General features: G+C 61.4%; 24 protein-coding genes. 19 read left to right on the top strand and 5 right to left on the bottom strand.

Translation table 11 applies throughout. The features are described from left to right. Positions 1 to 24: 24 nt before the first annotated feature. Positions 25 to 420 carry an ArsR/SmtB family transcription factor gene (locus tag KIO74_RS14190; RefSeq protein ID WP_245576857.1) on the bottom strand — a complete coding sequence of 132 codons (396 nt, stop codon included), beginning with the start codon at positions 418 to 420 and terminating at the stop codon, positions 25 to 27. Then, positions 380 to 892 carry an ArsR/SmtB family transcription factor gene (locus tag KIO74_RS14185; RefSeq protein ID WP_245576858.1) on the bottom strand — a complete coding sequence of 171 codons (513 nt, stop codon included), beginning with the start codon at positions 890 to 892 and terminating at the stop codon, positions 380 to 382. Before KIO74_RS14185 ends, KIO74_RS14190 begins: the two co-directional genes overlap by 41 nt. Between KIO74_RS14185 and KIO74_RS14180 the strand changes: the two genes are divergently transcribed. The 16 genes from KIO74_RS14180 to KIO74_RS14105 all read left to right on the top strand — a co-directional run bounded on the left by KIO74_RS14180 (position 884) and on the right by KIO74_RS14105 (position 17,697). After that, entirely contained in the window at positions 884 to 2,176 is a 1,293-nt protein-coding gene (locus KIO74_RS14180; RefSeq protein WP_029075243.1) for an NAD(P)/FAD-dependent oxidoreductase, read from the top strand. The genes KIO74_RS14185 and KIO74_RS14180 overlap by 9 nt on opposite strands. Positions 2,177 to 2,212: 36 nt before the next feature. Further along, positions 2,213 to 2,416, top strand: a complete 204-nt coding sequence (locus KIO74_RS14175) for a YgaP family membrane protein (protein WP_029075244.1) — start codon at positions 2,213 to 2,215, stop codon at positions 2,414 to 2,416. A gap of 98 nt (positions 2,417 to 2,514) precedes the next feature. After that, on the top strand, positions 2,515 to 3,495 hold the full coding sequence (locus KIO74_RS14170) for an efflux RND transporter periplasmic adaptor subunit (protein WP_029075245.1): 981 nt from the start codon (positions 2,515 to 2,517) through the stop codon (positions 3,493 to 3,495). Then, on the top strand, positions 3,492 to 6,692 hold the full coding sequence (locus KIO74_RS14165) for an efflux RND transporter permease subunit (protein WP_029075246.1): 3,201 nt from the start codon (positions 3,492 to 3,494) through the stop codon (positions 6,690 to 6,692). Before KIO74_RS14170 ends, KIO74_RS14165 begins: the two co-directional genes overlap by 4 nt. A gap of 78 nt (positions 6,693 to 6,770) precedes the next feature. Then, entirely contained in the window at positions 6,771 to 7,376 is a 606-nt protein-coding gene (locus KIO74_RS14160; protein WP_035830967.1) for a TetR/AcrR family transcriptional regulator, read from the top strand. Next, positions 7,318 to 8,688 (top strand): efflux RND transporter periplasmic adaptor subunit, encoded by a 1,371-nt coding sequence (locus KIO74_RS14155; protein ID WP_291979782.1) that lies wholly within the window; start codon positions 7,318 to 7,320, stop codon positions 8,686 to 8,688. The genes KIO74_RS14160 and KIO74_RS14155 overlap by 59 nt, the downstream gene beginning before the upstream one ends. Further along, positions 8,685 to 9,887 (top strand): ABC transporter permease, encoded by a 1,203-nt coding sequence (locus tag KIO74_RS14150; RefSeq protein ID WP_029075249.1) that lies wholly within the window; start codon positions 8,685 to 8,687, stop codon positions 9,885 to 9,887. Before KIO74_RS14155 ends, KIO74_RS14150 begins: the two co-directional genes overlap by 4 nt. A gap of 1 nt (position 9,888) precedes the next feature. Next, positions 9,889 to 10,605, top strand: a complete 717-nt coding sequence (locus tag KIO74_RS14145; RefSeq protein WP_029075250.1) for an ABC transporter ATP-binding protein — start codon at positions 9,889 to 9,891, stop codon at positions 10,603 to 10,605. Positions 10,606 to 10,744: 139 nt separating this feature from the next. Further along, positions 10,745 to 11,062, top strand: coding sequence for a PepSY domain-containing protein (locus KIO74_RS14140; protein ID WP_213332549.1), 318 nt, complete (start codon positions 10,745 to 10,747; stop codon positions 11,060 to 11,062). A 313-nt stretch (positions 11,063 to 11,375) separates the two neighbouring features. Further along, positions 11,376 to 12,071, top strand: a complete 696-nt coding sequence (locus KIO74_RS14135; RefSeq protein ID WP_029075251.1) for a VIT1/CCC1 transporter family protein — start codon at positions 11,376 to 11,378, stop codon at positions 12,069 to 12,071. Positions 12,072 to 12,073: 2 nt separating this feature from the next. After that, entirely contained in the window at positions 12,074 to 14,053 is a 1,980-nt protein-coding gene (locus tag KIO74_RS14130) for a heavy metal translocating P-type ATPase (RefSeq protein ID WP_084639938.1), read from the top strand. Positions 14,054 to 14,267: 214 nt separating this feature from the next. Continuing rightward, positions 14,268 to 14,864 carry a DUF6448 family protein gene (locus KIO74_RS14125; protein WP_051231290.1) on the top strand — a complete coding sequence of 199 codons (597 nt, stop codon included), beginning with the start codon at positions 14,268 to 14,270 and terminating at the stop codon, positions 14,862 to 14,864. A 42-nt stretch (positions 14,865 to 14,906) separates the two neighbouring features. After that, complete coding sequence (gene lepB / locus KIO74_RS14120) at positions 14,907 to 15,389, top strand: signal peptidase I (RefSeq protein WP_084639939.1); 483 nt, start codon at positions 14,907 to 14,909, stop codon at positions 15,387 to 15,389. A gap of 187 nt (positions 15,390 to 15,576) precedes the next feature. Continuing rightward, positions 15,577 to 16,935 carry an MBL fold metallo-hydrolase RNA specificity domain-containing protein gene (locus KIO74_RS14115; protein ID WP_029075252.1) on the top strand — a complete coding sequence of 453 codons (1,359 nt, stop codon included), beginning with the start codon at positions 15,577 to 15,579 and terminating at the stop codon, positions 16,933 to 16,935. A gap of 99 nt (positions 16,936 to 17,034) precedes the next feature. Next, positions 17,035 to 17,421 carry a hypothetical protein gene (locus KIO74_RS14110; protein ID WP_029075253.1) on the top strand — a complete coding sequence of 129 codons (387 nt, stop codon included), beginning with the start codon at positions 17,035 to 17,037 and terminating at the stop codon, positions 17,419 to 17,421. A 36-nt stretch (positions 17,422 to 17,457) separates the two neighbouring features. Then, positions 17,458 to 17,697, top strand: coding sequence for an HP1242/YdcH family protein (locus KIO74_RS14105; RefSeq protein ID WP_023513018.1), 240 nt, complete (start codon positions 17,458 to 17,460; stop codon positions 17,695 to 17,697). A gap of 158 nt (positions 17,698 to 17,855) precedes the next feature. On the opposite strand, the gene KIO74_RS14100 is transcribed toward KIO74_RS14105, so the two are convergent. Genes KIO74_RS14100 through KIO74_RS14090 form a run of 3 tightly spaced genes read right to left on the bottom strand, consistent with a single transcriptional unit; the run spans position 17,856 to position 21,151 of the window. Further along, on the bottom strand, positions 17,856 to 19,121 hold the full coding sequence (locus tag KIO74_RS14100; RefSeq protein ID WP_029075254.1) for an MgtC/SapB family protein: 1,266 nt from the start codon (positions 19,119 to 19,121) through the stop codon (positions 17,856 to 17,858). A gap of 18 nt (positions 19,122 to 19,139) precedes the next feature. Then, entirely contained in the window at positions 19,140 to 20,495 is a 1,356-nt protein-coding gene (locus KIO74_RS14095) for an ATP-binding protein (protein ID WP_029075255.1), read from the bottom strand. Continuing rightward, positions 20,492 to 21,151: a response regulator transcription factor gene (locus tag KIO74_RS14090; RefSeq protein WP_029075256.1), complete on the bottom strand. Its 660-nt coding sequence runs from the start codon at positions 21,149 to 21,151 to the stop codon at positions 20,492 to 20,494. Before KIO74_RS14090 ends, KIO74_RS14095 begins: the two co-directional genes overlap by 4 nt. A 146-nt stretch (positions 21,152 to 21,297) precedes the next feature. Between KIO74_RS14090 and KIO74_RS14085 the strand changes: the two genes are divergently transcribed. From KIO74_RS14085 to KIO74_RS14075, 3 genes are all read left to right on the top strand, one after another. Continuing rightward, the gene (locus tag KIO74_RS14085) at positions 21,298 to 21,693 is read left to right on the top strand and encodes a PepSY domain-containing protein (protein ID WP_156911937.1); all 396 of its coding nucleotides are present in this window, start codon (positions 21,298 to 21,300) and stop codon (positions 21,691 to 21,693) included. A 54-nt stretch (positions 21,694 to 21,747) separates the two neighbouring features. Beyond that, positions 21,748 to 22,263 carry a cytochrome b gene (locus tag KIO74_RS14080; protein ID WP_029075257.1) on the top strand — a complete coding sequence of 172 codons (516 nt, stop codon included), beginning with the start codon at positions 21,748 to 21,750 and terminating at the stop codon, positions 22,261 to 22,263. Positions 22,264 to 22,529: 266 nt separating this feature from the next. After that, the gene (locus KIO74_RS14075) at positions 22,530 to 22,997 is read left to right on the top strand and encodes a DUF2271 domain-containing protein (protein WP_029075258.1); all 468 of its coding nucleotides are present in this window, start codon (positions 22,530 to 22,532) and stop codon (positions 22,995 to 22,997) included. Positions 22,998 to 23,000: the final 3 nt, after the last annotated feature.

Here is a 23,000-nt window from a genome sequence, read left to right as displayed (position 1 = left end):
AAGCCAATTCAAAAGCAGCCGTTATCAGCATTTCTGTTGCAGCAATCGATCGATGCCATTCAACGAGCGCATGATCGAGGGATGGTCCGAAATACTGTAAAGGATGTGCCGTCCATCGCGGCGCGTGCGAACAAATCCTGCGTTACGAAGTTTCGCCAGATGCTGCGAGAGCGATGGTTGCCTGATATCGAGACCTATCCCGATTTCTTCTACCGAATGCTCTCCACCGGTCAGCAAGTAGTGAAGAATGAGCAAGCGCTTGTCGTTTGCGAGTAGTTTCAAGAAAGCTGCGGCTTCGTCCTTCCTCATCAACGCAACGCAAATGCGTTGAAGCTCTGGAAAGAAGGATGGTTGATCCGGCAAACCGGAATTGCCGGGCTCAAGCTGGGTTGCCGTTCGCTTGCTTCGCTGCTCCATCATCATTTCCTCCATTCGCCGGACCGCTTCGCGGCTGTTTGCCGCTGCCTGGTGGGCAGAACGCGTCGTGCAAAGCCTGCACGACAGTCAGGATCTCCGGTCGGACAATCGAGTAATAGACAGTCGTTCCCTCGCGCCGCGCCTCGACCAGCCCGTCCGCTCTCAACCGCATAAGTTGTTGCGACATCGGCACTTGTTCGATTGCCAGTCCTTGCCGCAGTTCGGCGACCGATCGTTCACCATCGACCAGCGCACACAGAACGAGCAGCCGCTGGGGGTGCGACAGACTGCGCATCAATTCGGCGGCCTTTTCGGCGGCCGGTATCATTTCTTCTACATTCATATCCTTGAATTTAAAACCTTTGAATGTTAGATGCAAGCCATAAAGCTTGGAAGCGTCTGAATTGAATGGTCTCCGGCAACCAGAAATGGGCAGACCGATCATAGAAACAGCGGAGCGAAAGCCATGACTCATATTGTCATTCTCGGCGCAGGCCTCGGTGGAATCATCATGGCCTATGAGATGAAACGCAAGCTCCGGCGTGACGATCGTCTGACTGTCGTCAATCTCGGCTCCAGCTATTCCTTCGTTCCTTCCAATCCCTGGGTCGCGGTTGGCTGGCGGCAGCCGCAGGACATAACCGTCGATCTCGTTCCCGTTCTGAAGCAGCATGGAATCGCACTCAGGCCCGAGGGAGCACGTCGGGTCCAGCCCGCGCAAAACCGCGTCGAACTCAATGACGGCTCCCTTCTCGATTATGACTTCCTGATCATTGCTACCGGCCCCGCCCTTGCCTTCGATGAGGTGCCGGGCCTGGGCCCCGATGCTCATACCCAATCCATCTGCCAGATCGGCCATGCGACCCAAGCGAAGACCGCATTCGACGCACTGGTGAAACGGCCCGGTCCCATCGTCGTTGGAGCTGTGCAAGGCGCCTCCTGCTACGGTCCGGCCTACGAGTATGCCTTCATCCTCGACACGGCGCTGCGCAATGCGCGGGTGCGGGATCAGGTTCCGATAACCTTCGTCACGCCCGAGCCCTATATCGGCCATCTCGGGCTTGATGGCGTTGGCGACACCAAGGGGCTGCTCGAAAGCGCCTTGCGCGAACGTCACATCAAGTGGATCACCAATGCCCGGACGACGACGGTCGAGCCTGGCAAGCTGATCGCCGAAGAGGTCCACGACGATGGCACCGTCAAGACAACTCATGAGCTGCCCTTCGCCTTCTCGATGATGCTGCCGGCCTTCCGCGGTGTGCCGGCGATCGCTGGTATAGAAGGGCTGACCAATCCGCGCGGTTTCGTCCTCATAGACAAGCACCAGCGCAATCCGGCTTTCCCGAATGTCTTCGGCATCGGGGTCTGCGTTGCCATTCCGCCGGTCGGCAAGAGCCCGCTCGCGGTCGGCGTGCCGAAGACCGGCTTCATGATCGAATCCATGGTGACAGCGACGGCCGAAAATATTGCCGCGCTGCTGAAGGGGGAGGAGCCCAGGGCCGTCGCGACCTGGAACGCGGTCTGTCTCGCCGATTTTGGCGATGATGGCATTGCCTTCGTCGCGCAGCCGCAAATTCCCCCGCGCAACGTGAACTGGGCGTCACGCGGCAAATGGGTCCATGCCGCCAAGATCGGCTTTGAGAAATACTTCCTGCTCAAGGTGCGGCAGGGCAAGGCTGAGACGTTCTACGAAAATCTCGTGCTCAACATGCTTGGCGTTGGGAAGCTGAAGGACATCCGCATCGAGACTACCGAGTAATTTCCAACCTGAGTTCTCAACATAGGAGTATTCAAAATGACGATCGATCGCGCCGTGCTGATGTTCGCGGGGTTCATGGTTCTGTTGTCCCTGGCGCTCGGCTTTTATGTCTCGCCCTGGTGGTATCTGCTGAACGTCTTCGTCGGCTTCAATCTGATCCAATCGTCGATCACCGGGTTTTGCCCGGCGGCGATCCTGTTCAGGAAGCTCGGCTGCCCGGCAGGCATCGCGTTCAAATAGCAGTCAAGTATTCCTGTTTGCCACCGTCGCGTGGAGCGCCGGTCTTCTTTGGAAGCAATCCCTTCATGTATCGACCGATCCCTTACCCTCGAGCGGCAATGCTCGCCCTGATCGTGGCTTTGACGAGCCATGGCGCATACGCTGCCGACTTCATCGTGAAAACGACGACTGTTCCGAACATGAAGGCCGTGTTCGGGCAGGTTGAAAGCCGTATCGTGCTGCCGGCGCGGGTTCGCACCGGCGGCTCGGTGCGCGAACTGCGCGTCAGCCAGGGGGATGAGGTCAAGGAAGGCGACGCCATCGCCGTCATCGTCGATGACAAGCTCTCGCTCCAGCTCGACGCCGCCCAAGCCAAAATCGATGCTCTCAGTTCTCAACTCGACAATACCAAACTGCAGCTCGAGCGGGCGCAGCAATTGAGGGCAAGCGGCGCCGGTACGCAAGCCAGTCTCGATCAGGCCAGAATGCAGTTCGAGGTGGCGACCAATCAGGTCGTGGCGGCTCGGGCCGACAAGACCGTTATCGAGCAAAGCACTCGGGAAGGCACTGTTGTCGCGCCCGCCACAGGCCGTGTCCTGACCGTGCCGGTGACGCTCGGCTCGGTCGTCCTGCCGGGCGAGGAAATCGCGCGCATTGCTCCTGGCCCCTACTATCTGCGTCTTTCTCTGCCGGAGCGCCATGCGGCCGATATCGTGCAGGGAGCAAATGTCACAGTCGGCGAGCGCGGCCTGAAACGGTCGCCGGATCAATCCGAAACGAGGCTTCCGGGTCGAATCGTCAAGGTCTATCCGGAAATCGTCGATGGACGTGTCACCGCCGATGTCGAGGTCGCCGGCATCGGCGATTACTTCGTCAATGAGAGGACCCTCGTATCCATCCCGGTCGGCAAACGCTCCGTGCTTGCTGTGCCGCCGGAAGCGGTGCGGACGCTGCATGGGATCGACTATGTACGTGTCGCTGGAATAGGGGGCGCGATCGATGTGGCCGTCATCATCGGCGAGCGCTTCGAAGATGACGGCCAGCCCCGCATCGAAATCCTCACCGGCCTTCATGACGGCGATCGGATCGTGCTGCCATGACGCCGCCAAGACTTGCTCTCGGTCTGGCCGGTGGCTTGACCCGTGCCTTCATTGGCTCGCCGCTAACGCCGCTCTTCTTGCTGGCCGCCTTCGTCCTGGGGCTGGTTGCACTGGTATCGTTGCCGCGCGAGGAGGAGCCGCAGATCTCGGTGCCGATGGTCGATATCCGCGTACAGGCGAACGGCTTGAAGACCGAGGATGCGGTCAAGCTCGTAACCGAACCGCTCGAGACCATCGTCAAAGCGATCGACGGCGTCGAACACGTCTATTCCCAGACCGAGGATGATGGTGCGCTCGTCACGGCGCGGTTCAAGGTCGGCACCAATGCCGATGCCGCGATCCTGCGGGTGCATGAGAAGGTCCGGGCGAACATGGACCGCATCCCCGTCGGCATTCCCGATCCGCTGATCGTAGGACGCGGGATCGACGATGTGGCGATCGTCGTCGTTACGCTGCGGCCAACACAAGGGAGCGCCGGGCACTGGACCGCCAACGGGCTGACAAGGCTGGCGCGCGAGCTGCAGGTCGAGGTCGCCAAGCTGCCTGATATCGGCCTCACCTATATCGTTGGCGAGCAGCCCGAGCAGTTCGAAGTCGAGCCAGATCCGGAAAAGCTCTCGCTCTATGGCATCACCCTTCAGCAACTCGCCGCCAAGATCGAGGGGGCAAACCGTTCCTTCCGCGTCGGCACGGTGCGCGAAGGCGGCCAGCAGCGCGCGATTGTTGCCGGGCAGACGCTGCAGGAGCTCTCCGAAATTGGCAACATCCTTCTCACCGCGCGCGACGGCAGGCCCGTCTATGTGCGCGATGTCGCAAAAACGGTCCTTGCCACCTCGCCGGCGGAGGCCCGTGTCACTGATGTCCGTTCGACAGCAGATGGGCTGCAAAGGGTTCCGGCGGTTTCTCTTGCGATCGCCAAGAGGCCAGGCACCAATGCCGTGGTCATTGCCGACGATATCGTAAAGCGTCTGGAGCAGACCCGCGGCCAGATCTTTCCGAAGGATGTCGAGATGACGGTCACGCGCGATTACGGCGAGACCGCCAACGAGAAGGCGAACGAGCTTCTGTTCCATCTTGGGCTCGCAACCGTCTCGATCGTCCTCCTGGTCGCCATTGCCATCGGCTTGCGCGAGGCGATGGTGGTCGCGGTCGTCATTCCGATCACCATCCTGCTCACGCTCTTCGCGTCCTGGCTCATGGGCTATACGCTGAACCGTGTCAGCCTGTTCGCCCTGATCTTTTCGATCGGCATCCTGGTCGACGACGCCATCGTCGTCATCGAGAACATCGCCCGCCACTGGGCCATGCAGGACGGCCGATCGCGCAGCGCGGCCGCTGTCGACGCCGTTGCCGAGGTCGGCAACCCGACCATCGTGGCCACGCTGACCGTCGTAGCTGCGCTCCTTCCGATGTTGTTCGTGTCGGGGATGATGGGACCCTATATGAGCCCGATCCCGGCGAACGCTTCGGCAGCGATGCTGTTCTCTTTCTTCGTCGCGGTGATCCTTACGCCCTGGCTGATGATGAAGCTCGGCCGGAAGGAGGCAGTGGGCGGACACGCTCATGCGGCGGCCGATGGAGGGCGTCTCGGCAGAATCTACGCGATGGTCGCGCGGCCTGTCCTGCGGAGCCGCGCCCGGGCCTGGGCGTTCCTCCTGGTCGTCGGCATGGCCACGATCGCGTCGCTTGGCCTTCTCTACACCAAGCACGTCACGGTCAAGCTGCTGCCCTTCGACAACAAGACCAACCTTCAAGTAATCGTCGACCTGCCCAAGGGCTCTTCGGTCGAGGATACGGACCGGACATTGCAGCAAATGGTGGAGCGGCTGGGCGACATGCCGGAGATCGTATCCTTCCAGACCTATGCCGGAACAGCGTCGCCCTTCGACTTCAACGGACTGGTGCGGCACTACTACCTGCGCGCAGAACCGCAGCAGGGCGACATTGTCGTCAATCTTCTACCCAAAGGCGTGCGCGGCCGTGCGAGCCATGCGATCGCTCTTGATATTCGCAAGCGCATCGAGGGCCTTGCGTTGCCGCAGGGCACAGTAGCGAAAGTGGTGGAACCGCCGCCTGGCCCGCCTGTGCTGGGGACGCTGCTGGCTGAGATATACGGACCGGACGCCGAGACGCGTCGTGCCGTCGCCGGAAAAGTGCGCGAGGCCTTCAAGAGCGTGCCCTTCATTGTCGACGTCGACGACAGCTACCACAATCAGCCGCAGCGCATGCGCGTCGCGATCGATCAAGACAATCTCGAATATTATCGGGTCGAGCAGTCCGACGTCTATGACACGTTGCGTTATCTCCATGGCGGCACCACGGTCGGCTATTCGCATCGCGGCGGTGGCCGTCAGCCGATCCCGATCCGCATCGCCCTGCCGAAGGGTGAGAAGGTCATTGACGAACGCGCGCTCACCACGCCCGTTCCGGCCAACGCGCTGCCCGGCGGCCGGGGTGTCGTCGAACTCGGCGACGTCGTGTCGGTCTCCGAGCAGCCGGCATCGTATCCTGTGTTCCGGCACAATGGCCGAGCGGCGGAGATGGTCATGGCCGAGCTTGCCGGTGCCTACGAGGCGCCGATCTACGGCATGCTCGCCGTCAACGATGCGATTTCCAAGGCGGATTGGGGCAATGTTCCGAAGCCGGTGATCGCGCTGCACGGCCAGCCCGATGACGAAACCCGCCCGACCCTGCTGTGGGATGGAGAGTGGGAAGTGACATGGGTCACCTTCCGCGACATGGGCGCGGCGTTTATGGTGGCGATCCTCGGCATCTATATCCTTGTGGTCGCGCAGTTCGGCTCGTTCAAGCTTCCACTGGTCATCCTGACGCCGATCCCGCTCACCTTCATCGGCATCATGCTCGGGCATTGGCTGTTCGCGGCGCCGTTCACCGCGACCTCGATGATCGGGTTTATCGCGCTTGCCGGCATCATCGTGCGCAATTCGATCCTGCTGGTGGATTTCATCCGCCATTCCGGGGGGCAGGGCAGGCCAATGGTCGATGTACTGCTTGAGGCCGGCTCCGTCCGCTTCAAGCCGATCCTGCTGACCGCGCTCGCCGCGATGATCGGCGCGGGCGTGATCCTGACCGACCCGATTTTCCAGGGGCTCGCCATCGCGCTGCTGTTCGGTCTCGTCTCCTCGACGCTTCTCACGGTGCTCGTCATTCCGGCGATCTATGTGGCGCTGAAATGATCGGCGCTTGCATAGCCTCTTGAAAAATGGTCCAAATTGTAAGATAGTAATTAATTACTATCTTTGGGGTAACCGCTGATGCCGCGCTCGACCAACCTCTCAGCTCCGGAACGACGCAGGGTGACCGTCGAGACCGTCATCGATCTGGCGGCCGAACAAAACCCTGCGGACATTACGACCGGAGCGATCGCGCAGCGCATGGGTGTGACACAAGGCGCCCTGTTCAGGCACTTCCCATCGAAGGACGCCATTCTTCAGGCGGTTATGGAGTGGGTAGCGGAGCGCCTTCTGGCGCGCATCGACAAGGCCACGTCCGCGACGTCCTCTCCGATTGACGCACTGGAAGCGGCATTCTTCGCGCATATCGAGTTCATCATGGAACATCCCGGTGTGCCCAGGATGCTGTTCGGCGAACTGCAGCGCGCGGAGCAGACCCTTGCCAAGCAAATGGCGCATACTTTGATCCAACGCTACGGCGAGCGTCTCGGGCGGCTCATCGCGGACGGCAAGGAGCAGGGTGAATTCGCCGACACGCTGGATGACAAGGCCGCCGTAGCGCTCTTTATCGGGGCGATCCAGGGTCTTGTCATGCAATCCCTGCTAGTTGGCGATGTTGCGCAGATACGTGCAATCGCCCCAGGTGTTTTTGCGTTGTATCGGCGCGCTGTCGAGGTGCCGAGATGATCGATCGGCATTCCTCGGCGACGAAATCTCCCGTTCGCTCGATCAAGGCGACGTCAGCAAGGCGCGTCACCCCCATCGCAGATCATTCAATGACGCAGATTTACCTGGAGGCAGGTCGATGAAACTGCCTTCATTGCAGCGCCGCACACTGCTGCTCATTGGCGTTGGAGCTGTGACCGCGGCCTTGTTTGGCTATGTGGTCTTGCGCTCCGGCCCTCTCGCGCCGGTGTCCGTTACGACTGCCGTCGTTGAAGCCCGTTCGATTTCACCGGCGTTGTTCGGCATTGGCACTGTCGAAGCGCGTTTCTCCTACAAGATCGGCCCCACCAGCGCGGGACGTATCGGCAGGATTCTTGTTGACGTGGGTGATCAGGTTCGATCCGGCCAGACCCTGGCCGAAATGGACCCGGTAGACCTTGATGCCCGCATCGCGGCACTTGAAGCGGCGATCGGCCGAGCGGAAGCGTCGATCAAAGTCGCCGAAGCGCAGGTGGTCGATACCAGGACGCGCAAGGATTACGCACTTGCTCAGGCGAAGCGGTATGAAGAACTCTGGAAGACCCGCGCCGTGAGTGAGGTCGCAGTCGAAACGAAGCGGCAAGAGAGCGAGGTGGCGCAGGCCGCTCTCTCGGCCGCTCAGTCCAATCTTCTCGCTTCGCAGCAGGATCTCCATCGTAACCGCGCCGACCGTGACGGTCTGGTCAAGCAGCGGGAGAACCTGGTTCTGCTTGCGCCGGTAGACGGTGTCGTTTCTGCAAGAAAAGCGGAGCCGGGAACGACCGTGGTCGCGGGCCAATCGGTGGTGGAAATGATCGATCCAAAAAATCTCTGGATCAATGCCAGGTTCGATCAGATTGCCGCGACGGGCTTGCGGCGGGATTTGTCCGCCACGATCGCGTTGCGCTCACGCGCCGGCGAAGGATTACCGGGAAGCGTTGCACGGGTGGAAGTCCTTGCAGATGCGGTGACGGAAGAAAATCTTGCAAAGGTGAACTTCGACACGCTTCCCGTGCCGCTGCCCTCAATTGGCGAGTTGGCCGAAGTATCGGTCGCCCTGCCCGAGATCGCCGCCTCGCCGACCATTCCGAATGCCGCGATCCAGAACGTCGGCGGCAAATTGGGTGTCTGGAAGATCGAAGGTGGGAAGATCCGGTTTACGGCAGTCCAATTGGGCGCTGCCGACCTGGAAGGAACCGTGCAGGTTACGAAGGGTCTGAAAATTGGCGACGAGATTGTCGTCTACAGCGCCTCGAAATTGCTCAGCACGAGCCGCATTCGTGTCGCTGACAATCCGGCGGAGCTCCTCAAATGATCAGTCTTGCCGGACGCGACATTTTGCATTCCTGGGGGAAGTTTGTCTTCACGGGTGTCGGTCTGGGTCTGCTGATCGGTGTGACCTTCACCATGGCAGGCGTCTATCGGGGGATGGTCGATGACGGCAAGGTGCTGCTCGACAATAGTGGCGCCGATATGTGGGTTGTCCAGCAGAACACGCTCGGTCCGTACGCCGAGTCCTCGAGCATTAACGATGACATTTACCGCATGATCCTGGCGATCCCCGGAGTCGAGCGAGCGGCCAACGTGACTTATCTTACGATGCAGGTCCGCAAAGGTACCTCCGACGTGCGATCCATGGTGGTGGGCGTTGCGCCAGGGGACATGGCGACACCTGGCCGACCGCCCTTCCTTGTCGCCGGGCGGCACATCACGCGCAGCCACTACGAGGCGGTTGCCGATGTCGCCACTGGTTTTTCTCTGGGAGACAGGATCGTTGTCCGAAGGAACCATTTTACCGTTGTGGGTTTGACGCGACGGACGGTGTCGTCGGGCGGCGACCCGATGGTCTTCATCCCGCTGAAGGACGCGCAGGAAGCGCAATTCCTCAAGGACAACGACTCCATTGTCCGTCAGCGTCGGCGCACCAGCGAGAATCCCGAGTTCAATCGGCCGGGCGTTCCCGGCTTGCTGGACGCCATCATCGCCTCGCAAAACAGCAACCCTTATGTGAATGCCGTTCTGGTGCGCACCAAACCGGGATACGACCAGGACCGGATCGCGACAGACATCGCACGGTGGAAGCGGCTGACGGTCTATACGCGCCCGCAGATGGAGGAGATCCTGGTCGGCAAGCTGATCGCCACCTCGGCCAAGCAGATTGGCATGTTCCTGGCGATCCTTGCCGTTGTCAGCGCAGCGATCGTCGCTTTCATTATCTACACCCTGACAATGGACAAGATACGCGAGATCGCGGTGCTGAAGCTGATCGGTACCCGCAATCGCACGATCGCGTCGATGATCCTGCAGCAGGCGATCGTGCTTGGGCTGATCGGCTTCGTCGTTGGCAAGATTACAGCGACCTTTGCAGCGCCATTGTTCCCAAAGTTTGTCCTTCTTCTTTCCGCCGATACGATCGTCGGCGTTATCGCCGTCATCGCCATATGCGCGCTCGCCAGCATCGTCGCGATCCGGATGGCGTTGAAGGTCGACCCTGCCGAGGCGATCGGTGGCTGAGATGGGCGGCGGGATCCTGATCGAGAAAATCCGGAAGCGATATGGCAGCGGCTCCACCGCCGTCGATGCTCTCAAAGACGTCAATATGCGGGTCGCGCCCGGCGAGGTCGTCGGTTTGATTGGACCGTCGGGTTCTGGAAAGAGTACCTTGCTCAAAGCTCTGGGGGCGGTCATCGACCCGAGCGGTGGACGCATGACTCTCGGCGACGAGCTGATCTATGACGATGGATGGAAGATCCGCGATCTGCGCGCGTTGAGGCGCGACAAGATCGGCTTTGTCTTCCAGGCGCCTTACCTCATTCCCTTTTTGGACGTGACCGACAATGTCGCCCTGCTTCCCATGCTTGCCGGCATCCCAAATCATGAATCACGCCAGCGCGCGCGAGAGCTTCTAAAAGCACTCGATGTCGAGCACCGAGCCGATGCGATGCCATCGCAGCTCTCCGGCGGCGAGCAACAGCGCGTTGCCATCGCGCGCGGATTGGTCAACCGGCCGCCTGTCATTCTTGCCGACGAGCCGACCGCCCCACTCGACAGTGCGCGCGCGTTGACCGTGATCCGGATCCTCAACGACATGGCTGTCAAATTCGGAACGGCGATCATCGTCGTCACGCACGACGAAAAGATCATCCCCACCTTCAGGCGCATCTACCACATCCGCGACGGGGTCACCCACGAAGAAGCAGGCGAAGGGCGCGGCTTCGACGCAGGCCCGTGAGAACGATTATCTTTCCGCTGCAACGATGGCGGTGTTTGCTGACCGGAAGCTGACGACAATTCCTACCGATCTTCAGTAGCCCGTCAGTCCCTCTGTGCATGATTTCCTCCATCGACAACACAGCCCAGGAGCATAAATCATGAGAAAGACATTGGCAGTGCTTGCATTGCTCGCGACGCTTCCGGCAACGGCCGCGTTTGCTGGAGAAGTGTGCGAGGTTCCGCCTCAGAAGAGGCAATCCTTCGAAGCTCTCGGGAAGCTTGCAGGCGACTTCGGATGGACCATCGACAAGATGAAGATCGATGATGGTTGCTACGAACTTCGGGTCACTGACACCAGCGGAAACGTCCTCAAGGTGAAGATCGATCCCGCAACGCTCGAGGTCGTCGATGGCAGCGTCAAGCGCTTCGGCGATGGCAGCGCCGTCGGCACGTCGCTGGAGACGGAAACGGACTAGCGGCGGTTGCGCAGCAAGTCGGCTTGGCCTCGAAGCTCTTCATCGAGGTACATCGATGGGCGATGCCGGGTCGCCCGGCGGGCGAGCGATCTTGGTGTTGATCGCAGACCCTCCGGGCCCCGGTCATCGCTCAACGGCCGGGGGCCGTAAAAGACGAAAGGGGTTCCAATGGCCGATCGTATCTTGAATCAATCTCGAATTAGAATAATTCTAAACTGATAGCCTTCTGCATTTTCCCACCATCACGGAACGAGGTTGCGTCGACGCGGCATCGTTCCCGTTGCACACACGATCACTGCCCGGAGCACTATCCATGCGCGCCCTTCACAAGGAAAATCATCTCATCGAACGCATAGGCTGGCTTCGGGCGGCTGTACTGGGCGCCAATGACGGCCTGATCTCGACGTCGAGCCTGATCGTCGGTGTCGCCGCGGCGACCAACGCCTCGCATGAGATTCTTGTGGCCGGTGTTGCCGGACTCGTAGCCGGGGCGATGTCGATGGCGGCGGGCGAATATGTGTCCGTCAGCTCGCAGGCCGATACCGAGGAAGCCGACATGGCGCGGGAGCGTCACGAGCTGGCGACGCAGCCGGAGGCCGAACTGGCCGAGCTCGCCGCGATCTACGAGCAGCGCGGCGTGGCCCCGGATCTGGCCCGGCAGGTTGCCGAACAGATGATGGCGAAGGATGCCTTCGAAGCCCATGCGCGGGACGAACTTGGATTGGCGAGCCATGTGATGGCGAGACCGGTTCAAGCCGCGCTGACCTCGGCGGTCACGTTTGCGGCGGGTGCGGCTTTGCCGTTGATCGTCGCCCTGCTTGCGCCGGCCGGAACGGCTGCATGGACCGTATCCCTTGCTTGCCTCATCGGTCTTGCCATCCTCGGTGCGATCGGGGCTCGCGCCGGTGGCGCCAGCATCTGGAAACCGACCATCCGGGTGGTGTTCTGGGGCGCGGTCGCGATGGCCTCGACCGCATTGATCGGCTCCCTGATCGGCCGGGCGGTGTGACGATGAAACGCGTGTCGTTCGATTTCCAGACCGTCATGTCGGCAATTGCGGTCCTCGGGATGATGCTGGCCGTCGCCGGGACCTGGCCGCCGGCGGAAGGCCTTTCCATTCTAAGATCTCCCGGTCTGGCGATGGTCTATTTGGCCGGAGGGCTTCCGGCCACCTGGAGCGCCCTGACGGCGTTGTGGCGCGATCATATCCTAGACATCGATCTGCTGATGGTCGTCGCGGCCGTTGCGGCGGCCATCGTCGGGGCGCCGTTCGAAGGCGCGGTGCTGCTGACGTTGTTCAGCGTGTCGACCACGCTCGAACATCAGGCTTTGGGACGCGCACGCCGGGCTGTTGAGGCGCTCATGGCGCTCCGGCCGGAGACGGCTTTCCGCAAAAGGGACGATGGCACCGTCGTGGAGGTTCCCGCTGCGGAGCTTGCCGTCGGCGATGTGGTGGTGCTGCGTCCGGGCGCACGTGTGCCGACCGACGGTGTGATCCTGCATGGCCGCAGCGGCATCGACGAGGCCAACATCACCGGTGAATCCATGCCGGTCTCGAAGGAGCCGGGCGACCAGGTCTTCGAGGCGACAGTCAATCTTGACGGGGTCCTTGACATGACCGTCACCAGGACGGTCGGCGACAGCACGATCGCGCGCATGATCCAGCTCGTCACCGAGGCTCAGGAAGCGAAGGCGCCATCCGAGCGCTTCAGCGCGTGGTTCGGCCAGCGTTATACCGTCGGCGTCCTGCTGGGCTCCGCTCTGGCCCTTGCGGTCTTCTATTGGCTTGGCCGCGACTGGGAGCAGGCCCTCTACAAGGCCGCGACGCTGCTGGTCGCCGCCAGTCCCTGCGCGATCGTCATATCGGTCCCGGCTGCGATCCTGTCGGCGCTCTCTGCCGCGGCGCGAGGCGGCGTGCTGTTCAAGGGGGGCGGTGCGCTCGAAATGCTCGCCGCTGTCGATACCTTCGCGTTCGACAAGACCGGGACCCTGACCAATGGACGTGCAGAGGTCACGCGCATTGTCGCCCTGGATGGTGAGGATCGCCGTTTCCTTTCGCTTCTTGCCGGACTGGAAGCGCATTCCGAGCATCACATCGCTGCCGCCATCCGTCGTGAGGCCCTGGTTCATGGCGTTGAGCCGGCAGTGGTCGTGGACGTGACGTCGCATCCGAGCGCCGGCATCGTCGGCTACGATGCCTTCGGCCCGATATGGGCCGGTAACGCTCACCTCGTCGAGGACATGGGCGCCTCCGTCGATGATCCGGCGTTCCGGGAACTCGCCGACAGTTCTCAGACCGTGGTCTATCTCGGGCGCGGTGCGACCGTTCTGGGGGCGGTCAGTGTTGCGGACGAAGCAAGAGCCAGCTCAGCCCCAGCGCTGGCCGCGCTTCGCACCGGTGGCGTCAACCGCATCGTCATGATGACCGGCGACCGCAGGCCGGTGGCGTTGCGCATCGGCGCGGAGCTCGGCCTTGCTCCCGACGAGGTTCATGCCGAGATGCTGCCGCAGGACAAGGTGCTCCAGGTCGGCGACCTCGCGCGTGATGGCAAGGTCGCTTTCGTCGGCGATGGCGTCAACGATGCCGCCGCATTGGCTCGCGCCGACGTCGGCATCGCGATGGGAGCGGCGGGGTCGGACGTCGCACTGCAGGCCGCCGACGTCGCCCTGTTGTCGGAAGACATGAAGAAGCTGGCCGATGCGCACCGGCTGGCACGGCGGACGGCCGTCATCATCCAACAGAATCTCGTCGTCGCGATCGGCGCCATGCTGCTGCTTGTGACTGGCGGTCTGTTCTTCGACCTGCCGCTTCCGCTCGCGGTGATCGGACACGAAGGCGGTACCGTTCTGGTTGTGATGAACGGTTTGCGCCTTTTGTCCGACAAGATCCGCAGCGGTGATGGAAGTGCTGCCGTTCAACGCCGGCCCGATCCTCCATCTTCTGACAGCGAGGCGCTTCGAACTCGGGCCGCATCGCCCACCTCGCCATGAACAGGTCCGGCGTGGAATGCTCGACGCCAGTTCGATTGCGGCCCCCGGGCTCACCGCCAATTGAAGGAGCGGACCGAGATACACCTTCCGATTAGTGCGTCTGGCGGCGGGCGCTCGCCGCAATTGTTTTATATCCCCTTCCACATTTGATCTACGACAACGTTGCTCGAAACGAGCTTGCATAGATTTGAGAACGCAATAGGAGACCTCAACCATGTACTTGCTGATCGTCATGCTAGTGGCGTTGGCTGCTTTTGCGGCTGTTGTTTTTTATCCTCGAAGAGTCAGCGCTCATTGCGACACTATGGACGGACCGACTGTCAAGGATGGAAAGCTGGCACTGGAGCGCAATGATCTCAACTATGCACTGAAGTGGATTGCGGCCGACGATACCGAAGAGTTGCGCAAGATTTTTGCCCAGAGCATCAAGGTGCGCGCGCTTGGACCAGATGCTGAGGATTTGGCTGACCGGTTCTTCCTGGAGAGCCTAGTAAGAATCCACCGCGCCGGCGAAGGCGCTCCCTTCGAGGGCCTGAAGCCCTCCGGCACGCCTGTCGATGAGAAGATCGTCGTAGCCGATAAGTGTGTAGAGACTGGGGTCCTAGGCCCGTTGATTGAGCTAGTCGCTCCTAACGCCGTCGATGAGTTGAAGCATCGGTTTGCAAAAGTGATGAGCCTCAAAAACTACGATCCTGACGACGTGGACGGCGGGCGCGCTTATGTTCAGGCATATGTAAGTTTTTTCAAGTTCGCGGAGGGTGAGGATCATGATCATCATAGACACGATGTTCATGGGTTACATCATCATTAGGCCGGTCGGCTCGCAGGCGCACTGTTGCCATCGCTATCCGCCGTGAGCACGACGATTGTCGTTGGGTTCGCCCTCATGCTCGGCGCCATCCTTGGTGCCACAGTACATCGCTGGATCTTCTTTGTTATAAGGATCCAATCTTGGTCAATGTGTCCGACGCTGATGCCGGGTCAATTCGCGCTGGTCACCCGTGTATATAGCGAAAGGTCGATTGCGCGGGGACACATTGTTGTTGCCGCTTCAGATGAGCTCGGCTTGATGATCATCAAGAGGGTTATCGGTACACCCGGAGACGTAATCGACATTGATGGAAGCGGTCGTATCAAGGTCAATAATCTTGTTCTCGTTGAACCTTATATCGAAACGTGGGCGGGGCCGGCTGGCACCTTCATCGTTCCGCCACAGCATGTTCTCCTGTTGGGTGATAATCGATCCCAGTCCATCGATAGCCGGCAGTGGCAGCGACCATTCCTCCCCGTGACAGCAATTCGAGGGCGTCTGGTTTTCAAAACTCGCCGTTGCTGAAGTCAGAAACCACCCGCTCCGCCAGGCTCTGCTGTAGATACCTACCGGAGGAACGCCTAACGCACCAACAGCTCACTTTCTCCCGCATCCGGAGGGCATGGCTCAGTTCAAAGAGGGGGCTTTCGGGCCGCAAATTGCAGGCGAAATCTTTTATTTTGGACATGGCCGAGATTTTGAAAGGTCGCAAATGTTAACATTAACTTCACTCGGCGCAGCAGGAACCGTAACCGGGTCGAAACATCTCCTGACACACGACGGCCACCGCATCCTTATCGACTGCGGGCTGTTCCAGGGGCTCAAGAACCTGCGTGAGTTGAATTGGGAGAAGCTTCCGGTTCATCCGGGGGCGATCGACGCGGTCATCCTGACGCACGCTCATCTCGACCATTCCGGATACCTGCCCCGACTCGTCAGGGACGGTTTTCGTGGCAGCATCTACGCAACGGAGGCGACGCGGGACGTTGCCGAGTTGATTCTAATGGACAGTGCCTTTCTGCAGGAGAAAGACGCCGAGTTCCTGAACAGACATCACCTGTCGAAGCATACCCCCGCCTTGCCCCTCTATGGTGCGCAAGACGCACGGCGGGCCATTGAGCAATTTTCGATCGTGCCATTTGGCAAGACTATTTCTCTGCCCAATGGCCTGACGCTGCGCTTCCGACACGCCGGCCACATCCTAGGCGCCGCGCACGCCGAGATTCATTGGGGCGGCCGCAGCCTGGTTTTCTCAGGTGACATCGGGCGCTACGACGATGCGCTGTTTCCCGATCCCGTATCAGATGGGGAGCCCGACTATATCATGGTCGAATCAACCTATGGCGATCGGGTCCATCCGGCGGAGGATCCGGCCGAGGCGCTCGGCGCGATCGCGGAACGCACCGTGAAGCGTGGCGGCACGCTCGTGATACCGGCCTTTGCCGTCGGCCGGGCCCAACAGCTTCTCTACTATTTCTGGAGACTGAAGCGGGCAGGGCGCATCGCCTCCACGCCAATCTTCCTCGATAGCCCAATGGCTATCGACGCAACAGAGATGATGTGCCGACACCCGCGCGAACATAAACTCGACCATGCGACATGCCGGGAAGCCTTCGGTATCGCCCAGTATACCAACGATGTTGAGGCTTCGAAGGCAATCACGGCGAACCGATACCCGAAGATCGTCATCGCTGCCTCCGGCATGGCGACGGGAGGGCGCGTGTTGCACCATCTCAAGACATTTGGCCCCGATCCGAGATGCACGATCCTGCTTTCCGGTTTCCAGGCTCCCGGAACACGCGGGCGTACGCTGGAGCAAGGGGCGAAGGACCTCAAAATCCATGGCAATTGGGTGCCGATCAATGCAGAGGTCGCACAACTGGACATGCTCTCGGCTCATGCCGACAGCAATGAGCTGATGCGTTGGCTCTCTGGCTTCAAGCGCGCGCCCCGGCGTGTGTTCATTGTCCACGGCGAGCCGGAAGCTTCCGAGGCGCTCCGTGTCCGGATCGAGCGCGAACTGCGCTGGCCGAGTGTGGTGCCACGGCAGAACCAGGAGTTTCACCTGTAGCGGCCGGCGTTGGATGACGGGTGCCTCGATCTCACTTGCGCCAGATCAAGAAAGTTCCTTTGCCAATGGCGTATCAGGGGGAAAATGAAGGATCGGATCGTGGTCAAGGCACAAGAACTACCCTCGAGTTTCCGCCATGTGCGTTTGGCTCTCGCACGCGGCAAAGATCATCCGGAGGGAGATCGGGAAGAAGGCTATGATCTTCTGGTTCCGCTCAACCACGAAGGGTTCCTTGATCCGCTCGAATGGAAGAAATCTCGGGACGCCTGTCGCGTCCGACATTTCCGGGATGGTGAGACGGTCCGCATCGGGCTGTTACGGCGCAAGCCCGGCGGGCAGTGGTATTTCGATTACGAGCCGGGTGATCGGGACGACGAGATCGGTTTCCGCCTGGCCGAGGAGTGCTTCCGTCTTGGCGAATACATCTCGGTCGGGCGGGAAGGCGCGTTTGTCACCTATCAGGTCGCGCGCGTCGAAAAGCCCTGACGCCGGGGCGAAATTGCAGAAAAAGGAGAAAGAACCTTGTCGAATACACCTCACACTCTTGGCGACGAATTCCCAGACCAGATGGACGCCATTCATGCCCTGAAGGCGAAAAGCCCGGAGTTTGCGCATGTTTTGACGGAATATGACGCGGTGAACGACAAGATTCATCGGTCCGAGACACGTCTCGACGCCATTTCCGAAGCAGCCGAGGCCGATCTGCGCCGCCAGCGGCTGATGTTAAAAGACAAGATCGTGGCATCGCTCCGCAACGCGTGAGGGGACAGCGCGGCCGCGCTTGGCTGCCCCGCTTGCATTACCCGATTTCGGGGAGATCTGCGACGCCACTCTCCCCGAAACCGTCGCTTACAGCCGACCAGACCGGCCCATTAAGGCCCAAGTGTGGCCGCATGCCCGGCCGCAATCTCCCCTTCAATTCACGAACGGCCAAGATACAGAGACGCTGCCATGCCGGCCGCAAGGCCGAGCACGCTAAGGGCGCCGACGGGCCCGCCGATCCTTGAGCCTCCGACCCATGCCGCCATCACGGCTTTGACAAGTGTATTCATGGCCACGGCGATCAGGATCGCATCTGCCGCAAGACCGGGCTCGATCGAATGCGACGCCAGGCGGGCCATGGAGATCGAAATCGCATCCACATCGGCGATGCCCGAAGCGGCGGCTGTCACCAGGACGCCGGCATTTCCGAATGACTGTTGAAGCAGATGCGACACCACCATGACCACGGTGATGAGCGTCCCCATTTTCAGGGCAGGCACCAATTCCAGCGGGTTGGTGATCGTAAGGCCCAGCTGCTCAGAAGAGTCGCGACTCTGCATTAGTAGGAGCCCGGCGCCGATGGCGAGCACGCCACCGCCGATGAGCAACGGCCATTTGAGATGCGGAATCAAGCTTGGGTTCAAGGCCGTCGCCACGACTGCAACGCGGATGATCATGGTCAAGCCGGAAAGAAGCACGCCGCAGGAAAGCAGCGTGCTGGACTCCGGGTGCCGGCGGGCAAGCCTTGCCAGGGTCAAGGTCGTCGCTGTCGAAGAGGCGAGGCCGCCCGCAATTGCCGTCATCAGGACGCCAAGGCGGTCCCCAAACACGCGGACGGCGACGTAGCCGGCGAAGGAGACCGCGGCGATCAGGATGGTCAGCAACCAGATCTCATATGGATTGACGGTGCCCCAGGGATCGACCGGCCTGTTCGGCAGGATTGGCAGCATGAGAAAGGTCATGGCCAGAAGCGTCAGGCCCGACCGGATCTCATTCCAGCTCAGCGATGCGACCCAACGATGCAACGGCTCGCGCAGGGCAAGCAGCACAGCCGTGGCAACAGCCCCGGCGATGGCGGCTGCAAGGTCGCCGACGACGGCAAGCGTTCCCAACAGGAACGTGGCTATGCCGGCGATGACGGATGTCGCGCTGTAATTTCGTTCGGCCCGCGCTTCGAGCCAGTGGTAGGAGGCGAATGCCGCGGTGAACCCGAGGAAGACAAGACCGATCACAAGGCCTGAGTCGAATTGCCGGGCCAAAGCGCCGGTAATGCCGCCAGTGAGACCGGTCAGCGCGAACGTTCGTAGACCTGCCGCGCGCTGATGGTCTTCCTCGTTGCGGGTATGCCATCCACGCTCCAGGCCGATCAGCAGACCGATCGAAAGAGATACCGCAAGGCGGCTGAGCAGGGCGTCAGTGTCCATAGTCTCCGGAGTTGCCTTTCAGCATCTGGCATCGAATGTTGATGATGATTTGTCTATGAAGAACCTTGCCTCAAACCCGTCAATTCTGCCGCTCGCGGGAGATTGGAGTTCTATCCGTCCATTTGTTCCGGCAGCGATGGTCCGGGCGATGGCGAGTCCGAGGCCGGCCCCCCGCACCAGGGCCTGACCGCGCTCGAAGGGCTCGCTCAGCCGCGCAAGCACTGCGGGAGGCACGACCGGGCCGGCGTTCGTGACGCGCAGACAGCCGTCTGCCGACAAGGTGACGGCGACTGGCTCGTCCCGCACGCCATATTTGAGGGCGTTTTCGATCAGGTTCCGGGCCAGGATGGCGAAGGCGTCGGCGTCGATGCTTGAGAATACCGGAGCGTCTGGCAGCGTCAGGTCGATGCGCCCTGCCATCTCGACCTGCCCGTCGAATTCGCTCACGACCATCCGCAGGATGGCGCCGATGTCGACAGGCACTTCAGCGAAAAGGCGTCCCCCCTCGGCTCTCGCCAGTTGCATGAGTTTCTCGGTGAGGCGAGAAAGGCGCCGCAGGGCGGTCTGCATATCCTCGGCGCGCTCGCGCGTGGCGGTGTCCGGCGCTTGCGCGATCATGCGTTGCGCCTGTGCCAGTGCTGCCGCCACCGGTGTCCGCAGCTCATGGGCCGATTTGGCCGCCAAGCTGCGCTCGGCCTGCAAGGTGCGCGTTAATCGGTCGAGGAGGTGATTGACTGCTTTGGCGACGGGGCCAATCTCGGAAGGCAGGTCCTCCGCGTCGATGGGTGTCAGATCACCGCCGCCGCGCGCCTCGATCTGCGAGCGGAAGGTTCGAACCGGGGTCATGGACAGCCGGACAATGACCCAGATGCCGATCAAGCCGAGTGGGACAATGACGGCCAGCGGCAGGCTCAGCCCGAGCAACAATCGTCCGGCGGTTATCCGGCGATGCGACAGGGGCTCCGCGATGGTGATGGTCAGGTTCTGCTGGAGGGTCGCGTCGGAGTAGAGGCGGTGCGTCGGCGTCGTGGCAAAGCCCATCCCGGAAAACGGCGGGAATGCAGCGAGGTCGGCGCTGTGCGATCGCAGCAGAACCTTGTCTGACGCATCGCGCACGACATAGGTGAAATACTCATCATGCTGGCGGAGCGTGGCAACGCGCTGTTCGGTGTCATCGGCATCGCGCCCGATGATCTCGATCGCCGCAAGCGGCAGGATGCGTTGCGCCGTCTCTTCAAGGGCGCTGTCGAACACCTCGTCCATTTCATGGCGCAGCATCTGCGCGGTCACGACTGCGGCAAGCGCCCACAACACGGTTAGCCCCAGCCCCAGCCATAGCGAGAGCCGCCATTGCAGGCTCCTGGGCCGCATCATCTTGCTATTCCAAGACGATACCCGATGCCCCGCACTGTATCGATCGCGCCGTGGCCGAGCTTCTTGCGCAGTCTGCTGACGTGAACCTCGATCGTATTGCTCTCGACCTCTGCGCCGAACGCATAGAGCCGGTCTTCGAGCTGCGCCTTGGTCATCGCGATGCCGGGCCGCTGCAGAAATGCTTCGAACAACGCCCATTCGCGCCCGGTAAGCTCGACCGGGCGCGCACCGTGCATCACGGTCCGGGCGGCGAGATCGATGCGCAGGTCGCCGATCTCAATGAGAGGATTCGGGTTGCCGCTATATCGCCGCGCCACGGCATTCAGCCGCGAGGAGAGTTCAGACAGATCGAACGGCTTGATCATGTAGTCGTCGGCACCGGCATCGAGGCCCGCGATGCGGTCGGAGATCTGGTCGAGCGCCGTCAGGATGATGACCGGTGTCACACTGCCCTCGGCTCGAAGCTTTTTGAGAAAGGCGATGCCCAGTCCGTCCGGGAGCATAAGGTCGAGCAGGATAAGATCGTATGCCGCGCTTTGGAGATGTTCGCGCGCCGCATCGAGCCGTGTCACCCAGTCCACCGAGTGGAGAGCCGCGACCTGCTCGCGCACGGCCTTTCCGAGGATTGCATCGTCTTCGATCAGTAGAACTCTCATCCCAAGGTCACCCGTCTCGCCATCCTCCTGCCTAGCGTCCGATGCTGTCGGTTTGCTGAAGACCGCCCCATCGCTGCTTCAGGCGTTCGTCAGGAGAGCGTGCCATGGTTCCCCCCGAAAGCGCGTTGATCAGGAACAATGAAACGATGAAACATTTGCTGGCCGCGATCCTCGTTCTGGCGTTTTCCGGTCCCGGTATCGCCAAGGCTGACGACGACGATTGCCATGTCTCGATGGATCGATGGAAGCCGCGGGAAGCGGTCGAAACGATGGCCTCCGGTCAAGGCTGGACCGTTGCCAGGATCAAGATCGACGACGGCTGTTACGAAATCCGGGGAACCGACCGGAACGGCCTCACCTTCAAGGCCAAGGTCGATCCGGAAACCCTCGAAATCGTCAAGTTCCGGCACAGGGATCGCGATGACGACCGTCACGGATCGAGGCGTCAGCGGCTGCCGGCCTCGGAGAACGACGCCGCAGGCGGGACATCCTCCAACACCCTGCTCGGGACGACCGTGCGGCCCAAAACCACCATCAAGTAACAATCCCATCTCGCTGTCGCTCAAGCACTGCGACCGTCGCAAGGAGATTCCGCCATGCCTCATGATCCGGCCCGTTATTCCAGAAGCATGATCGTCATCCACTGGCTGACGGCCCTGCTGATCCTCGGGGCCTGGCTGACCTCGACGGGAGGCCGTCATATGGCCGAAAACCCGCCCTTGCTGCATTTCTCGTTCGGGTTGGCCGTGCTCGTCCTGGTGCTTCCGCGCTTGATCCTGCGCCTTGTGGGCGCAACCCCGGACGCGCCGCAGTCCAATGGCCGTCTCGCCCTTGCCGCCAAAGCCGGACATGCGCTGCTGTATCTGTTCCTCATTGCCCTGCCGTTGAGCGGCTGGTACGCCGCCTCGCGCCTCGGTGTTCCCGTTTCCTTCTTCGGCTTCCAGCTTCCGGCGATCACCGAGCGGGTGCAGGGCGCACCGGGCCTGATTGCGGACATTCATGAGAATGCCGGCACGATCATCCTCTACCTCGCCGGACTGCATGCCGCGATGGCGGTCTGGCACCAGTACGTCCTGCGCGACGGGACGTTGCAGCGGATGTCCCCGCGCTAACGCGGCGGCAGAATCACGCGCCCGAGCGGAGCGTGGCTGGCTGCCGACTTGTTCAGTCCCCGGAGCTTTCGCGGCTGGCCTGCCAACAGGCCGGCCGCTGCTCTATCTGCTGTGGACCTGACCGTGTCCGATGCTTCCTGACGAAGTGCTGACGGAAAATCCCGATGACCGTCAGGCAGCTCTCAGGCGGCGTTGCCAGAGTGACGAGGACGGGTCGGCGCTCTGTGACGACCCGGATATCGTTTCCTCGCAGAAGGCAAGCCGACATGAAATCGCTTCTCGCAGCTCTCGCCATGACAACCGCCCTCACGCTGCCGGGCCTTGCCATGGCCCGGCCGGTGACATTGACCACAACGCTGACCAACTATGGCGGCGACGGCGCCTATCTCGCGCTCTATGTCACCGATCCCCAGGGCAAATATGCTGGCACGCTCTGGGTCGCTGGCGGCAAGTCCAAATATTACGAGCATCTATCGGGCTGGTATCGCGCCACTGGCGGCCGCGCCGGTATCGACGGCATTACCGGCGCCAGCGTCGGTGCGGGGCGCACGCTGGAGATCTCGCTCGACCTTGCCGATGCGCTTTTCGACGCAGGTTACACGCTGCATGTCGACGCAGCCGTGGAGGACATGCGTGACAGCCCCAACGAGGTCGCCGTTCCCCTGACCACTGCGGGCGCAAAGGCGTCTGTTCGCGGTCGACGCTACGTTTCGACCGTTGCCTACTCCTTCTAGGCG

This window comes from Chelatococcus sp. HY11 (assembly GCF_018398335.1).
GTDB lineage: Bacteria > Pseudomonadota > Alphaproteobacteria > Rhizobiales > Beijerinckiaceae > Chelatococcus.
This window is presented reverse-complemented; position numbering and strand designations above follow the sequence as displayed.